Source organism: Streptomyces sp. NBC_01481 (genome assembly GCF_026339995.1).
GTDB lineage: Bacteria > Actinomycetota > Actinomycetes > Streptomycetales > Streptomycetaceae > Streptomyces.
Window position 1 is genome coordinate 1,567,430 of record NZ_JAPEPT010000001.1, and the last position, 15,797, is coordinate 1,583,226.

General features: G+C 72.0%; 10 protein-coding genes. 3 read left to right on the forward strand and 7 right to left on the reverse strand.

Features of this window, described 5'->3' with window-relative positions:
- Positions 1 to 51: 51 nt before the first annotated feature.
- The 7 genes from OOK40_RS07220 to OOK40_RS07250 all read right to left on the reverse strand — a co-directional run bounded on the left by OOK40_RS07220 (position 52) and on the right by OOK40_RS07250 (position 8,288).
- Positions 52 to 867 carry a CoA ester lyase gene (locus tag OOK40_RS07220; RefSeq protein WP_266477435.1) on the reverse strand — a complete coding sequence of 272 codons (816 nt, stop codon included), beginning with the start codon at positions 865 to 867 and terminating at the stop codon, positions 52 to 54.
- Positions 864 to 2,075: a CaiB/BaiF CoA-transferase family protein gene (locus OOK40_RS07225; protein ID WP_266477436.1), complete on the reverse strand. Its 1,212-nt coding sequence runs from the start codon at positions 2,073 to 2,075 to the stop codon at positions 864 to 866. Before OOK40_RS07225 ends, OOK40_RS07220 begins: the two co-directional genes overlap by 4 nt.
- Complete coding sequence (gene rbsK, locus OOK40_RS07230) at positions 2,072 to 2,956, reverse strand: ribokinase (protein ID WP_266477437.1); 885 nt, start codon at positions 2,954 to 2,956, stop codon at positions 2,072 to 2,074. The genes OOK40_RS07225 and rbsK overlap by 4 nt, the downstream gene beginning before the upstream one ends.
- Positions 2,953 to 4,320, reverse strand: coding sequence for an ADP-ribosylglycohydrolase family protein (locus OOK40_RS07235; RefSeq protein WP_266477439.1), 1,368 nt, complete (start codon positions 4,318 to 4,320; stop codon positions 2,953 to 2,955). Before OOK40_RS07235 ends, rbsK begins: the two co-directional genes overlap by 4 nt.
- The gene (locus OOK40_RS07240) at positions 4,317 to 5,480 is read right to left on the reverse strand and encodes an ADP-ribosylglycohydrolase family protein (protein WP_266477441.1); all 1,164 of its coding nucleotides are present in this window, start codon (positions 5,478 to 5,480) and stop codon (positions 4,317 to 4,319) included. The genes OOK40_RS07235 and OOK40_RS07240 overlap by 4 nt, the downstream gene beginning before the upstream one ends.
- Positions 5,446 to 6,639 (reverse strand): ADP-ribosylglycohydrolase family protein, encoded by a 1,194-nt coding sequence (locus OOK40_RS07245; RefSeq protein ID WP_266477443.1) that lies wholly within the window; start codon positions 6,637 to 6,639, stop codon positions 5,446 to 5,448. Before OOK40_RS07245 ends, OOK40_RS07240 begins: the two co-directional genes overlap by 35 nt.
- Before the next feature lie 614 nt (positions 6,640 to 7,253).
- A complete protein-coding gene (locus OOK40_RS07250) occupies positions 7,254 to 8,288 on the reverse strand; it encodes an ADP-ribosylglycohydrolase family protein (RefSeq protein WP_266477445.1) in 1,035 nt (344 codons plus the stop codon).
- A gap of 222 nt (positions 8,289 to 8,510) precedes the next feature.
- Here OOK40_RS07250 and OOK40_RS07255 point away from each other — a divergent pair, with 222 nt between their 5' ends.
- The 3 genes from OOK40_RS07255 to OOK40_RS07265 all read left to right on the forward strand — a co-directional run bounded on the left by OOK40_RS07255 (position 8,511) and on the right by OOK40_RS07265 (position 15,662).
- The gene (locus OOK40_RS07255; RefSeq protein ID WP_266477447.1) at positions 8,511 to 9,239 is read left to right on the forward strand and encodes a VIT1/CCC1 transporter family protein; all 729 of its coding nucleotides are present in this window, start codon (positions 8,511 to 8,513) and stop codon (positions 9,237 to 9,239) included.
- Between the two features lie 407 nt (positions 9,240 to 9,646).
- Positions 9,647 to 14,209, forward strand: a complete 4,563-nt coding sequence (gene gltB / locus OOK40_RS07260; RefSeq protein WP_266477448.1) for a glutamate synthase large subunit — start codon at positions 9,647 to 9,649, stop codon at positions 14,207 to 14,209.
- Entirely contained in the window at positions 14,202 to 15,662 is a 1,461-nt protein-coding gene (locus OOK40_RS07265; RefSeq protein ID WP_266477449.1) for a glutamate synthase subunit beta, read from the forward strand. The genes gltB and OOK40_RS07265 overlap by 8 nt, the downstream gene beginning before the upstream one ends.
- Positions 15,663 to 15,797: the final 135 nt, after the last annotated feature.

Genomic DNA, 15,797 nt, shown 5'->3' on the forward strand with positions numbered 1-15,797 from the left:
AACGCGCGACGAGGCCGCCGGGACCGAAAGGTTCCGGCGGCCTCGTCGCTTTCAGGAACTCCCTTCCCATGAGCCCTCGCGGCGGGCGAGAGCCAGCGTCCGCTGCGCCGCGGCCACGATCGCCGCGTCGACGAAGCGGCCGTCGGGCAGGGCGAGCGCGCCCCCGTCCGTCGCGGCCGCCTTGACGATCTCCTCCGCCGCCTCGATCTCCTCGGGCGTCGGGCGGAACGCCCGCTCGATGACGGGGAGTTGGCGGGGGTGGATGGCTGCCCGGCCCAGAAAGCCGAGGGCGCGGCCGTGGGTGCAGGAGGCGTAGAGGGCGTCGAGGTCGCGGATGTCGGGGAAGACGGACTGGGCCGGGGGCGCGAGACCGGCCGCGCGGGCGGCGACCACGATGCGGGTGCGCGGCCAGTCGAGGGAGGTGCCGTCCCGTACTCCGAGGTCCGCGCGGAGGTCGGCCTCGCCGATGGCGATGCCGTGGACGGCCGGATGGGCTGTGGCGATCGCGTACGCGTGCTCGATGGCGAGAGCCGATTCGAGGAGCGGATACAGGGGGACGCCCGGGGCGCGGGCCGCGATCCGCCGGATGTCAGTGCCGTGTGCGACCTTTGGAATACGCAGAGCACAGAGGCCCGGAAGTGCGATGAGGGCCTCGATGTCATGGGGGGTGTTGATGCGGACATGGACAGGAAGCCTCTGGGGGGAAGCGAGAAGTTCGGCGGTGGCGGCCAGCGCGTATTTCTTACGGTCGGCGGCCACGGCGTCCTCGAGGTCGACGATCACCACGTCGGCCCCGGAGGCGAGTGCCTTGTGCACGACTTCGGGGCGGTCCCCGGGTGCGTACAGATAGGTGAGCGGGGTGGTCATAGGGCGCCCTGGGTGCGGAGTGCGGCGATATCGGCCCGGGACAGGCCGAGTTCGGTGAGGACGGCATCCGTGTCGGCGCCGTGCGGGCGGCCCGCCCAGCGGATGGCGCCGGGGGTCTCGGAGAGCCGGAAGAGGACGTTCTGCATACGGAGGGGGCCGAGCTCGGGGTCGGGGACCTCGGTGATGGTGTCCAGCGCCTGGTACTGGGGGTCTTCCATGACGTCCCGGACGTCGTAGATCGGGGCGATCGCGGCTTCGGCCTTCTCGAAGGCGGCCATGGCCTCGGCGCGGGTGCGCCGGGCGATCCAGCCGCCGACCGCCTCGTCGAGTACGTCGCCGTGCTCGGCACGTCCGCTGCCGGTGCCGAACCACGGCTCGTCGATCAGATCCGGGCGGCCGACGAGATGCATGACGCGTTCGGCAATGGACTGCGCGGAGGTGGAGACGGCCAGCCAGGAACCGTCGGCGGTGCGATAGGTGTTGCGGGGGGCGTTGTTGAGGGAGCGGTTGCCGGTACGGGTCTGTACGTAACCGAGCTGGTCGAACCAGAGCGGCTGCGGGCCGAGGACAGTCAGGATCGGCTCGATGATCGCCATGTCGACGACCTGGCCACGGCCCGTGGCGGTGCGGGCGGCGAGTGCGGTCATGACGGCGTACGAGGTGGCGAGCGCGGCGATCGAGTCGGCGAGGCCGAACGGAGGGAGGGTGGGCGGTCCGTCGGGCTCGCCCGTGATGGAGGCGAAGCCGCTCATCGCCTCGGCGAGGGTGCCGAAGCCGGGGCGGTGGGAGTACGGGCCGAACTGCCCGAAGCCGGTGACGCGGGTCAGGACGATACGGGGGTTGGCACTGCTCAGCTCGTCCCAGCCGAGCTGCCACTTCTCCAGGGTGCCGGGGCGGAAGTTCTCGATGATGACATCGGCGGTGGTCGTAAGCCTCAGAAGGGTCGCGCGGCCGCCGGGGGTGGACAGATCGAGGGTGACAGTGCGCTTGTTGCGGCCGAGCAGTTTCCACCACAGGCCGACGCCGTCCTTGTCGGGGCCATGGCCCCGGGAGGGGTCGGGGCGGGTGGGGTGCTCGACCTTGATGACCTCCGCGCCGAAGTCGCCGAGCATGGTGGCGGCGAGCGGGCCCGCGAACAGAGTGGCCAGGTCGAGGACGCGCAGCCCCTGCAGGGGGGAGGGAGCCGGGGGCTTCGGCTGTGCGGTCATGAGGCGTCGATCTCGGGGCGGTACGGCATGGAGGTGGAGGCTCCGGGGCGCTGGACGCACAGGGCGGCGGCCGCGGACGCCCAGGCGAGGGCCTGCTCCACGGGCTTGCCCTCGCCGAGCGCGACGGCGAGCGCGCCGACGAAGGTGTCACCGGCGCCGGTGGTGTCCACGGCGGTGACCTTGGGGGCGGGGACGGTGAAGGGCGTCGTTCCCCGGCTCGCGTACAGGCAGCCCGCCGAGCCGAGGGTGATCACCACCTCGGGGATCTGGCGCAGCAGGGCCTCGGCCGCGGCGTGCGGGTCGGCGACGCCGGTGAGCGTGGCCGCCTCGTGCTCATTGGGCACCAACAGGTCGGTGGCGGCGAGCAGTTCGGGAGGCAGGGGCTGGGCGGGGGAAGGGGTGAGCACGGTCCGTACACCGTGGCGGCGTGCGGCTTCGGCGCCGTCGAGCACGGCACTGAGGGGGAGTTCGAGCTGGAGGAGGAGCGTGTCGGCGGTGGCGATGAGGGCCTCGTCGCCGGGGGCGAGGGAGGTGACGGTGCCGTTCGCGCCGGGGATCACGACGATCGAATTGCCGCCCTCGTCGTCGACGACGATGTGGGCGGTGCCGGAGGGGCCCTCGGCGGTGCGCAGGAGATCGGTGTCGACACCGGAGGAGACGAGGGTGTGGCGCAGGCGCCCGCCGAATTCGTCCGAGCCGACCGCGCCGATCATCGCGACATCGCCGCCTGCGCGCGCGGCGGCCACGGCCTGGTTGGCGCCCTTGCCGCCGGGGATCGTGCGGAACTCCCGTCCCGTGACGGTCTCCCCGCGCTTGGGTGCGTTGGCGACGTAGGCCACGAGGTCCATGTTGGTGCTGCCGAGCACCGCGATGACGGTCATGGGAGGAGTACCTCCTGGTGAGTGAGGTGGGCGAGGGTGTCGAAGCCGATGCCGTAGAAACCGGCGACGGAAGTGGCGAGACGGTTCTTGAGCGGGGCGGTCCAGCGGCCGGGGATGGCGTCGGGGCGGCCGGCGAGCAGGCCCGCGAGGGACCCGGCGGTCGCGCCGTTGGAGTCGGTGTCCCATCCGCCGGAGACGGCCCGGCAGATGGAGCCGCTGAAGTCGCCGTCGGCGTGGGTGAGGGCGGCAGCGAGGAGGGCGGCGTTGGGGACGGCGTGGACCCAGTGGTAGTGGCCGAGTGCGGCGTGGAGATGGTCCACGACGGTATCGAAGTCCGGTTCGGCGCGGGCGGTGTCGATGCCGAACCGTACGGCTCGTGAGAGGCGGGAGCGGGGAGGAACGACGGTGAGCCCGGCGGCGAGGGCGTCGTGCACACCGGCTGTGCCGCCGGCCGCGGCGGCCAGGGCGGCGGCGATGAACATCGCACCGTAGACGCCGTTCGCGGTGTGGGTGAGGCAGGCGTCGCGGTGGGCCTGCGCGGCGGCGGCCGCGGGGTCGCCGGGGTGCGTCCAGCCGTGGATGTCGGCACGGATGGCGGCGCCGATCCACTCCCGGAAGGGGTTGCGGCGGGCGGCGGTGAGCGGGGGTTCGACGCCGGAGAGGAGATTGCGGTACGCGATGCGCTCAGCGGTGAAGGTGCGGCCGGCCGGGAGCTCGTCGAGCCACAGCTGTGCGAGCTCGGCGGTGGTGAACGCCTTTCCGTGGCGCTGGAGGAGAAGGAGGTTCAGCAGGGGGTAGTTGAGGTCGTCGTCCTCGGGCATGCCGTCGATGTTCTCGGCGAGCGAGGTGGCGGCGGACCGGCGGTTCCAGGGGTGGGCGGCGGCGAGTTCAGGGGGGAGGCCCTTGGCGGTGAACCAGGTGGTGAGGGGCCAGTTGCCGGTGGCGCGGGCGAGGGCGCGGATGCCGTCGAGCGGGAGCTTTTCGACGGGCTTGCCGAGGAGACAGCCGACAGCGCGGCCGAGCCAGGCGGCGTGGAGTGCGTCCGCCCCAGGGGAGGGGCGGGTCGCGGGCGGGGCGGGCCAGGCGGGGCAGGCGGCGGTGATCAGCGCCAGGGGTGTGGGCTCGTACTCCGTCAACGGGGAAGGAAGCAGGGCCAGTTCGTCCAGCAGCTCGTGCGCCAGGGCGCGCAGGTGCGGGGGCGCGGGGGTGGGGGACGCTCCGGCGCGGGGTGGGGCCAGGGGGCCGCCCGCCCGGAGCCAGCGGCTGCGGACGTCCCGTGCGTCGCGGCCGTCCTCCTCCGCCTGGCGCAGTTCATGGCCGAGCAGGTCCTCCGGCTGGACCCAGGTGAGGCGCAGGCCCGTCATGGCAGGTCCGTCAAGCGGGCGAATGCCGACTCGTGGGCCCGGCGGCGCTCGCGGTCACGGGTGAAGATCTCCCGGGCGACCGCGGCCAGCTCCCGCGCCGGGGCGTGCAGGTCGATACGGCTGGCCTCGGCCACCGTCTTCGCCCAGTCGCTCGGCACCGCGGACTCCCCGTGGAGCGCGCCCGCGATCGCACCGGCCATGGAGGCGATCGAGTCGCAGTCGCGCCCGTAGTTGACGGCTCCGAGGACCGTACGGCGGTAGTCGCCGTCGCCGACCATCAGCATGCCCAGGGCGATGGGCAGTTCCTCGATGGAGTGCAGCCGCGAGGGGCGGCGGGCGGCGAGGGAGGGGGAGCGGTAGTCCGGGCCGACCGTGTCGAAGGGGGCGACTGCGGCGCGCAGCGGAGCCAGTGCCGACTCGAAGTCCGAGTGCTGGGCGGCGACTTCGGCGACCGACTCGATCGCCGCCTGCGTACCGTCCTTGGCGAGGGAGAGCGCGGTGTCGATCACCGTGGTGGGGGTGGCCTCGGGGAGAGCGGCCGCCGCGACCGCCGCGGCGAAGACACCCGCCGCCTCGCGGCCGTAGGAGGACTGGTGGGCGCCGGCGATGTCGACGGCCTCGGCGTAGGCGGCCGTCGGATGGGCCGCGTTGACCAGGCCCACCGGAGCCATGTACATCGCCGCGCCGCAGTTGACGATGTTGCCGACGCCTGCCTCGCGCGGGTCGTTGTGGCCGTAGTGGAGGCGGGTCACCATCCACTTCTCGGCCAGGAACACGCGTTGCAGGGGAAGTGCCTCCGCCTCCAGCTCAGGGATCCAGCGGGGGGTCGAGATCAGGTCGGGGACCAGCTGGTCGGCGACGGCGTACGCGTCGAGGTGGTCGCGGACGGTCGCGTACACGCGGACCAGCGCATGCGTCATCAGGGTGTCGTCGGTGATGTGCCCGTCGCCCTTGTGGTACGGCGCGAGGGGGCGGGCGGTGCGCCATTCGTCGCCGTGCCAGGGGCCGACGATGCCATGGACGCGGCCGCCGTGCCGCTCCACGATCTGCTCGGGGGAGTAGCCCTCGACCGGGCCGCCGAGCGCGTCACCGACCGCCGCGCCGATCAGGCTGCCCGTGATCCGGTCATCGAGTGTGAGCGTCTCGAGTGTCGTCGTCATGTCGGAATTGTCCACCCGGGGCGGTCAGTTCCGTGTGTGCGAGCAGCCCGGCGAGTTCGACGAGATCCGTCCCGGCGAGGCGGGGGAGGGCGCAGCCGGCGAGGGTCCGGCAGGCGTCGCGCCAGGTTGCCGGGACGGAGTCACCGCCGCCGAGCGCGCCGGTCAGCGCACCGGCGAGGGCGGGGGCGGAGTCGGCGACGCGGGACAGACAGGCGGCGGCGGGCACGGCCTCGGCGACCCGGCCGCGGGCGGCGACGGCGAGGGCGAGCGCGACGGGGACGGTCTCGGCGGCTGCGATGCCGTAGCTGTAGACGTGGTCGACGATCTGGTGCTCCAAGAGGGGCACGAGTTCGAAGGCGCCCGTCGAGTGGCGGGCGAGCTTGACGGCGTGGTGGGCGTTGCGCCCGATCTCGGTGGCGTCGGGGAGCTCGGCGAGTGCGGCGTCGACGGCGGCGTCGACAGATGCCCCGCCGAGCGCGGAGGCGACGGCCGCGGCAATGGCGCGGGCGCCGTGCACTCCGTCGCCGTCCTGGCTGTAGCGCGCGTCGAACTCGGCGAGTTCGGCGGCTGCGGCCGGGTCCCCGGGGTGGACGACGGCGAGGACCGCGGCGCGTACGCAGGCGGCGTCGTCGAAGTAGTGCGGGTTGTCGTGGCCGGTGGCGGGCGGACGCAGTCCGGTGGCGAGATTGCCGAGTCCGGCGCGTACGGAGATACGGGCGCGGAGGGGGAGCACGGCGGACTCGACCTCGGGGGCGCGGTCGGCGGCCGCGGCGACCTCGCTGGCGAGCGAGTTCCAGGCGAGATCGACGGCGGCGCGCATCCGGCGGCCTGGGGCGAGCCCCGCGAAGAGGTCCCCGGCGGCGGTGAGCACGGTCTCGGCGGCGAAGGCGGCCCATTCGGCGTCGTCGGAGGGGCCGAGGCGGAGGGGTTCGGGAGGCTGGTTGAGGGCGATGGGTACGGGGAGGGTGGTGGTGGCGTTCTGCTCGGCGAAGGTATCGAGCTCACGGGTGAGCCGCCGGGTCCACTCGGGCATCCGCGCGGCCCGATGCCGCGCGGCGGGCCACCCGGCGGCGTCCCCGGCGGCGAGCCCGAGGAGCAGCCCTTCGATGGGCCGGGCCGGGGGCTTTGCCCCCACTCCGCCCCTTCCCGGCTGCGACATGTGCGCCTCCGCCGCGCGGGCGGGCAGGCCCCCGTGCCCCCGACGGGTGCTCGCCGCTCCGCCCGAGCGGGCCGGGGCGTCGCCCACTGCTTCGCGCAAGGCCTGCAGACCGGCCGGTCCCGCCGGTGCGCTGCTCGCCGCTTCGGGCGAGCGGACTGCGCTGTCCGCGGGCGCGGGCGATGCTGCGCCCGAGCGGAGCGCTTCCGGGGCTGCCGGTGCCCGGCCCGAGGCGATGCCAGGCGCTTCGCGCGAGCCGCCCGCGGCGGCCGGGGCGGTGGTGCCGCCTGCGGCGCCAATTGGCGCTTCGCGCGAGCGGAGTGGGCTAAGCCCGCTTGCGCCCGAGTCTGGGGGCGGCGCCCAAGGCCCACTGTGGGTGCTCGGCGCTCCGCGCGCGTGGGCCGGGGCGGTGGCGCTCTGCCCGCTGCGCGGGCGGGCGGAGTCGTCCGCGGTGGGCGCCGCGGCCGCGCCGTGCGGACCGGCCAGGGCCGTCGTACCGCCGGAGCAGCCCCGCCCGACCGCGGCGTCGCACCGCGCTTCACGTGAGGCCCGCGGCCCGGCCCCTGCAGTCGGGCCGCCGCCCAGGTCGCCCGTGGCCGGCGGCCCGCCCTCCGCCGTCATCGGGTCACCTGGGCGTCGTCGTCCGGCGTCAGTAGTTCCGCGATGTCCAGGACGTGGTAGCCCCTCATCGAAGGGAGGCAGCTCCCGCGGACCGGGCCGATCGCCGAGGACCACGTCGGGGGGATCGCCGACGCTCCCGACAGGGCGCCGGCGAGGGCGCCCGCCACCGCTGCCGTCGTGTCCGCGTCGCGGCCCATGTTGACCGCGGTCAGGACCGACGTACGGAAGTCTCCCCGGGCCGCCGCGAACGCGCCGAAGGCCAGGCCCACCGCCTCCGGGGCCAGGTCCGTCCACGGGTAGCCGCCGATCACCACGGCCGAGCGGACGGAGCGTTCCATCGCCAGGGTGTCCGTGTGGGTGCGCTGGGCCGCCACCACCGCGCGGCGCAGGGAGCGGGCCGTCCAGGAGTCCATGGGGACGACAGACAGCGCGGCGCCGATCACCGAGGCCGGGCCGCCGCCCGCCATCGCGGCCGCCACACCCGCCGCCACCGCCTGGCCGCCGTAGATGCCTTCGCCGTCGTGGCTGACGCAGCCGTCGATCGCGACCAGTCGCGCCGCCTCCGCCGGGTGGCCCGCCGCGAAGACCCCGAACGGCGCCGCCCGCATCGCCAGGCCGTCGCTCCATGCGTGCCGGTGCTGGGCCGAGATGGGGGCGGCGAGCCCGCGCCTGAGATTTTCCAGGGTGCCGCGTTCACTGAAACCCGCACCCCGGAACGGGCCTTCGTCCAGATCCGCGATCCAGTGGTGCCACGCGTTCTCGACGTGCGCGACGGTCAGCGCCGAGCCGTGCCGCGCCAGCAGCAGGCCCGAGAAGATCGCGTACTCCGTGTCGTCCGTGCCCGCCGGGTCGTCGCTCACGAAGCCCTCGATACGCCCCCATCTGCGGCGGATCTCGGACGGCCGCATGTTCTCGGCGGGTGCACCGAGCGCATCGCCCACCGCGAGGCCCAGCAGCGCACCACAGGCCCGATCGCGCAGAAGCGAGGCCTTACCGGCCGGATCAACGGGATTGCATGCAATCAACTCCATGGGGCGTGCCCCTTTCGCGCGCACCGAGCCTGTTCCTGCATCTGTGCCACGCGCGGCGGGCGACGAGTCTGAGAAACATCCCTGTCACCCGCTCGATGTCACCCGCCGGACTCCAGGTAAGTACGGCCTGCCTTGCTGGCGCGGCCCTTACATCGTGCGTATTTTCGAGGGTGTCGGAGGGGGCACGGACCATCAAGTCCGCTGCCGGAAAAGGGGAGAACTGTGTCCATCATCGAAACCGAGGCGACGCTTCACGCGGCGCACCGCGACAACCACACCCACCGTGATGTCAACGGCGGCTGGCTGCGCCCCGCGGTCTTCGGTGCGATGGACGGACTCGTGTCCAACCTCGCCCTCATGACCGGTGTGGCCGGCAGCGTGGTGTCCCAGCAGACGATCGTCATCACCGGTCTCGCGGGTCTCGCCGCCGGCGCGTTCTCCATGGCCGCCGGCGAGTACACCTCCGTCGCCTCGCAGCGCGAGCTCGTGGAGGCCGAACTCGACGTCGAGCGGCGGGAGTTGCGTAAGCACCCCGTCGACGAGATGGAGGAGCTCGCCGCCCTCTACGTCGCCCGTGGCGTCGAGCCCGCACTCGCCCGCGAGGTGGCGATGCAGCTCTCCAGGGACCCCGAGCAGGCGCTGGAGATCCACGCCCGCGAGGAGCTCGGTATCGACCCGGACGACCTGCCGTCGCCGACCGTCGCCGCGGTCTCGTCCTTCGGCTCGTTCGCTCTGGGCGCGCTGCTGCCCGTACTGCCTTACCTCCTCGGAGCGACTGCCCTGTGGCCCGCGCTGCTGCTCGCGCTCGTCGGGCTCTTCGCCTGTGGCGCCCTCGTCGCCCGTGTCACCGCGCGCAACTGGTGGTACAGCGGACTGCGCCAGCTGGTTCTGGGCGGAGCGGCCGCCGCCGTCACCTACGGACTCGGCGCGCTCCTCGGCGCGGCAATCTGACCCGCCCCGCCTCTCGGCCCCCACCCGCTCCTCCGCCACCACCCGGCCCGCGTGCGCCCCGGCGCCCGTGGGCCAAAAGTTGTGACGTACGCCCTCTACGAAAACCGCCGCAGGTGCGACACTATGCAAGGCGCTACATAAGTCGCCGTTACTCCGCGGTTTCGAGCCCTTAACCACCGGGCATGAGCCGTAGGCGCTGCGGGCAATGAAGCCTGCTCTGCGACGGGTCCACTGACACCGATCTGTCCGTGTGTGACCCACCTCCACCGCCTTGGGCGGTGTCCGCATGTTGGAATGACCTATCCACTTTCCGAGAAGCACTCCATCATGTAACCTGCACGAAATTTCGCAGAGGGCCAACGTCGTCCCTCGGCAGTGAACATGCCACGACGACGACGGGAGAGCCGATGCGTTCCGACGCCTGGTCGCCCATGGACGGTCGCCCCGCCCCTCAGGGGATGTACGACCCCCGTAACGAACACGACGCTTGCGGCGTCGGGTTCGTGGCCACCCTCACCGGTGTTGCCAGCCATGAGCTGGTAGAACAGGCGCTGACCGTCCTGCGGAATCTTGAGCACCGCGGCGCCACCGGCTCCGAGCCCGACTCCGGCGACGGCGCGGGCATCCTGCTCCAGGTCCCGGACGCCTTCCTCCGCGAGGCCGCGGATTTCGAGCTCCCCGAGGCCGGCTCGTACGCCGTCGGCATCGCCTTCCTGCCCGCGGTGGACAGCGACGACGCCGTCTCACGGATTGAGACGATCGCCGCCGAAGAAGACCTGAACGTCCTCGGCTGGCGCGAGGTCCCCGTCACCCCGGACCTCCTCGGCAGCGGCGCCCGCGCCACCATGCCGGCCTTCCGTCAGCTCTTCGTGGGCGACGGCACCAGCACGGGCATCGAGCTCGACCGCAAGGCCTTCGTGCTGCGCAAGCGCGCCGAGCGCGAGGCCGGGGTCTACTTCCCCTCGCTCTCCGCCCGGACGATCGTCTACAAGGGCATGCTCACGACCGGGCAGCTGGAGCCCTTCTTCCCGGACCTCTCCGACCGGCGCTGCGCCACGGCCGTCGCGCTCGTCCACTCGCGGTTCTCGACGAACACCTTCCCGAGCTGGCCGCTGGCCCACCCGTACCGCTTCGTCGCGCACAACGGCGAGATCAACACGGTCAAGGGCAACCGCAACTGGATGCGCGCCCGCGAGTCGCAGCTCGTCTCGGAACTCTTCGGCTCGGAGAAGCTGGAGCGGATCTTCCCGGTCTGTACCCCGGACGCCTCCGACTCCGCCTCCTTCGACGAGGTGCTGGAGCTCCTCCACCTCGGTGGCCGCTCCCTGCCCCATTCGGTGCTGATGATGGTCCCCGAGGCGTGGGAGAACCACGACTCCATGGACCCGGCCCGGCGCGCCTTCTACCAGTACCACTCCACGATGATGGAGCCCTGGGACGGCCCGGCCTGTGTCACCTTCACCGACGGCACCCAGGTCGGCGCGGTCCTGGACCGCAACGGACTGCGCCCCGGCCGCTACTGGGTCACCGACGACGGACTCGTGGTCCTCTCCTCCGAGGTCGGCGTCCTGGACATCGACCCCGCCAAGGTCGTCCGCAAGGGCCGCCTCCAGCCCGGCAAGATGTTCCTCGTCGACACCGCCGAGCACCGCATCATCGAGGACGACGAGATCAAGTCCTCGCTCGCCGCCGAGAAGCCGTACCGCGAGTGGCTGGAGGCCGGTGAGATCGAGCTCGAGGACCTGCCCGAGCGCGAGCACATCGTCCACACCCACGCCTCGGTCACCCGCCGCCAGCAGACCTTCGGCTACACCGAGGAGGAGCTGCGCGTCATTCTCGCGCCCATGGCCAGGACCGGCGGCGAGCCGCTCGGCTCCATGGGTACGGACTCGCCGATCGCGGCCCTGTCCGAGCGCCCCCGGCTGCTCTTCGACTACTTCACCCAGCTGTTCGCGCAGGTCACCAACCCTCCGCTGGACGCCATCCGCGAGGAGCTCGTCACCTCGCTGCACTCCTCGCTGGGCCCGCAGGGCAATCTCCTGGAGCCGACCGCTGCCTCTTGCCGCAGCGTCACCCTGCCCTTCCCGGTGATCGACAACGACGAGCTGGCCAAGCTCATCCACGTCAACGCCGACGGCGACATGCCCGGCATGACCGCCGCGACGCTCTCCGGCCTCTACCGCGTGAGCGGCGGCGGCGACGCCCTCGCGGCCCGTATCGAGGCGATCTGCGCCGAGGCCGACGCCGCCATCGAGGACGGCGCCCGGCTGATCGTCCTGTCCGACCGGCACTCCGACGCCGAGCACGCGCCGATCCCGTCGCTACTGCTCACCTCGGCCGTGCACCACCACCTCATCCGCACCAAGCAGCGGACCCAGGTGGGGCTGCTGGTCGAGGCCGGTGACGTGCGTGAGGTGCACCATGTCGCGCTCCTCATCGGCTACGGCGCTGCCGCCGTCAACCCGTACCTCGCGATGGAGTCGGTCGAGGACCTGGTCCGCGCCGGCACCTTCATCGAGGGCCTGGAGCCCGAGCAGGCCATCCGCAACCTGATCTACGCGCTGGGCAAGGGCGTCTTGAAGGTCATGTCCAAGATGGGCATCTCGACCGTCGCCTCCTACCGCGGCGCGCAGGTCTTCGAGGCCGTCGGCCTCGACGAGGCCTTCGTCGAGAAGTACTTCAACGGCACCGCCACGAAGATCGGCGGCGCCGGTCTCGACGTCGTCGCCAAGGAGGTCGCGGCCAGGCACGCCAAGGCCTACCCCGCCTCCGGCATCGCCGCCTCGCACCGCGCGCTGGAGATCGGCGGCGAGTACCAGTGGCGCCGTGAGGGCGAGCCGCACCTGTTCGACCCGGAGACGGTCTTCCGGCTGCAGCACGCCACGCGCACCAAGCGGTACGACATCTTCAAGAAGTACACGGACCGGGTGAACGAGCAGTCCGAGCGGCTGATGACGCTGCGCGGCCTCTTCGGCTTCAAGTCCGAGGCCCGGCAGCCGATCTCCATCGACGAGGTCGAGCCGGTCAGCGACATCGTCAAGCGCTTCTCCACCGGCGCGATGAGTTACGGATCCATCTCCCGCGAGGCGCACGAGACCCTCGCCATCGCCATGAACCAGCTGGGCGGCAAGTCCAACACCGGTGAGGGCGGCGAGGACGCGGACCGTCTGTACGACCCGGAGCGCCGCTCCTCGATCAAGCAGGTCGCTTCCGGCCGCTTCGGTGTCACCTCCGAGTACCTGGTCAACGCGGACGACATCCAGATCAAGATGGCGCAGGGCGCCAAGCCCGGCGAGGGCGGCCAGCTGCCCGGCCACAAGGTCTACCCGTGGGTCGCCAAGACCCGGCACTCCACCCCGGGCGTCGGCCTCATCTCCCCGCCGCCGCACCACGACATCTACTCCATCGAGGACCTGGCTCAGCTGATCCACGACCTCAAGAACGCCAACCCCCTCGCGCGTATCCACGTGAAGCTGGTGTCGGAGGTCGGTGTCGGCACGGTCGCCGCGGGTGTCTCCAAGGCGCACGCGGACGTCGTCCTCATCTCCGGCCACGACGGCGGCACGGGTGCATCCCCGCTCACCTCGCTGAAGCACGCGGGCGGCCCCTGGGAGCTCGGCCTCGCCGAGACCCAGCAGACCCTGCTGCTCAACGGCCTGCGCGACCGCATCGTCGTGCAGACCGACGGCCAGCTGAAGACGGGCCGCGACGTCGTCATCGCCGCGCTGCTCGGCGCCGAGGAGTTCGGTTTCGCGACCGCGCCGCTCGTCGTCTCCGGCTGCATCATGATGCGCGTGTGCCACCTGGACACCTGCCCGGTCGGTATCGCCACCCAGAACCCGGTGCTGCGCGACCGCTTCTCCGGCAAGGCCGAATACGTCGTCAACTTCTTCGAGTTCATCGCCCAGGAGGTCCGCGAGCTCCTCGCCGAGCTGGGCTTCCGTACGATCGAGGAGGCCGTCGGCCACGCCGAGCTGCTCGACACGGACCGGGCCGTGGACCACTGGAAGGCGCAGGGCCTCGACCTCAAGCCCCTCTTCTACGTCCCCGAACTGCCGGACGGCGCCGTGCGCCACCAGCTGATCGTGCAGGACCATGGTCTGGAGAAGGCCCTCGACAAGGAGCTGATCGAGCTCGCCGCCGAGGCGCTGAACGCGGTCTCCGCCGAGGCCGCCCAGCCGGTCCGCGCGCAGATCGCGATCCGCAACATCAACCGGACCGTCGGCACGATGCTCGGTTACGAGGTGACGCGGAAGTTCGGCGGTGCGGGCCTGCCCGACGACACCATCGACATCACCTTCACCGGCTCGGCCGGCCAGTCCTTCGGAGCGTTCCTCCCGCGCGGTGTGACGCTGCGGCTGGAGGGCGACGCCAACGACTACGTCGGCAAGGGCCTCTCCGGCGGCCGCGTCGTCGTCCGCCCGGACCGGGGCGCCGACCACCTCGCCGAGTACTCCACCATCGCGGGCAACACCATCGCGTACGGTGCGACCGGCGGCGAGCTGTTCCTGCGCGGCCGCACCGGCGAGCGCTTCTGCGTCCGCAACTCGGGCGCCACGGTCGTCTCGGAGGGCGTGGGCGACCACGGCTGCGAGTACATGACCGGCGGTCGCGCGGTGGTCCTCGGCGAGACGGGACGTAACTTCGCGGCCGGCATGTCCGGCGGTGTCGCCTACGTCATCGACCTCGATCGGGACAACGTCAACTCCGGGAACCTGCGGGCGATCGAGTCGCTCACCGAATCCGACAGGCTGTGGCTGCACGATGTCGTGCGCCGCCACGAGGAGGAGACGGGCTCGACCGTCGCGTCGAAGCTGCTGGCCGAGTGGTCCGTCGCGGTGGACCGCTTCAGCAAGATCATCCCGACCACGTACAAGGCAGTGCTCGCCGCCAAGGACGCCGCTGAGCTCGCCGGTCTCTCCGAGCAGGAGACCACCGAGAAGATGATGGAGGCGGCGACCAATGGCTGACCCCAAGGGCTTCCTGACCACCGGCCGCGAGGTCGCCAAGACCCGTCCGGTGGGCGAGCGGCTGAAGGACTGGAACGAGGTCTACGTTCCGGGCTCGCTGCTGCCGATCATCAGCAAGCAGGCGGGACGCTGCATGGACTGCGGCATTCCGTTCTGCCACAACGGCTGTCCGCTCGGGAACCTGATCCCCGAGTGGAACGACTACGCCTACCGCGAGGACTGGCAGGCGGCGTCCGAACGGCTGCACGCCACGAACAACTTCCCGGAGTTCACCGGCCGCCTGTGCCCCGCTCCGTGCGAGTCGGCCTGCGTCCTCGGCATCAACCAGCCCGCCGTCACCATCAAGAACGTCGAAGTCTCCATCATCGACAAGGCATGGGACACGGGCGACGTCAGGCCGCAGGCGCCGGACCGCCTCTCCGGCAAGACGGTCGCCGTCATCGGCTCGGGCCCGGCGGGCCTGGCCGCCGCCCAGCAGCTGACCCGGGCGGGCCACACCGTCGCCGTGTACGAGCGCGCGGACCGCATCGGCGGACTGCTGCGGTACGGCATCCCCGAGTTCAAGATGGAGAAGGTGCACATCAACCGCCGCATCGAGCAGATGCGCGCGGAGGGCACCAAGTTCCGTACCGAGGTCGAGATCGGCCGCGACATCGACGCGGCGAAGCTGCGGCGGCGCTACGACGCCGTGGTCATCGCCGCCGGTGCGACCGTCTCGCGCGACCTGCCCGTGCCGGGCCGTGAGCTGAACGGCATCCACTTCGCGATGGAGTACCTGCCGCTCGCCAACAAGGTGCAGGAGGGCGACTTCGTCGCCCCGCCGATCACCGCGGAGGGCAAGCACGTCGTCGTCATCGGCGGCGGCGACACGGGCGCGGACTGTGTGGGCACGGCCCACCGCCAGGGCGCGGCCTCCGTCACCCAGCTGGAGATCATGCCGCGGCCGGGCGACGAGCGTGCGGCGGGTCAGCCGTGGCCGACCTTCCCGATGCTCTACAAGGTCACCTCGGCGCACGAGGAGGGCGGCGAGCGGGTCTACTCCGTCTCGACGACGCACTTCGAGGGCGACGAGGACGGCAACGTCCAGTACCTGCACCTCATCGAGGTGGAGTTCGTCGACGGCAAGCTGACCCAGAAGCCGGCCACGGAGCGCAGGATCCCGGCCCAGCTGGTCACCCTGGCGATGGGCTTCACGGGTACGGACCAGGCGAACGGCCTGGTCGAGCAGTTCGGCCTGGAGCTCGACGAGCGGGGCAACGTCGCGCGGGACGCGGACTTCGCGACGAACGTCGACGGCGTGTTCGTCGCGGGCGACGCGGGTCGCGGCCAGTCGCTGATCGTGTGGGCGATCGCCGAGGGCCGCTCGGCGGCGCGTGGTGTGGACCGCTTCCTGACGGGGGCGAGTGAGCTTCCGGCTCCGATCCGTCCGACGGACCGTGCGCTGACGGTCTGAGCCCGGCCCCAACAGTCGTCCCGTACAAAGGCGTACGGAACTGACTGCGGCGCCTGCCCTGTCCCCGACCGGACAATGGGTGGGCGCCGCGGTGTGTCTGCATGACGGGGAGCGGCCCCGGAGGGCTCGGGCGGG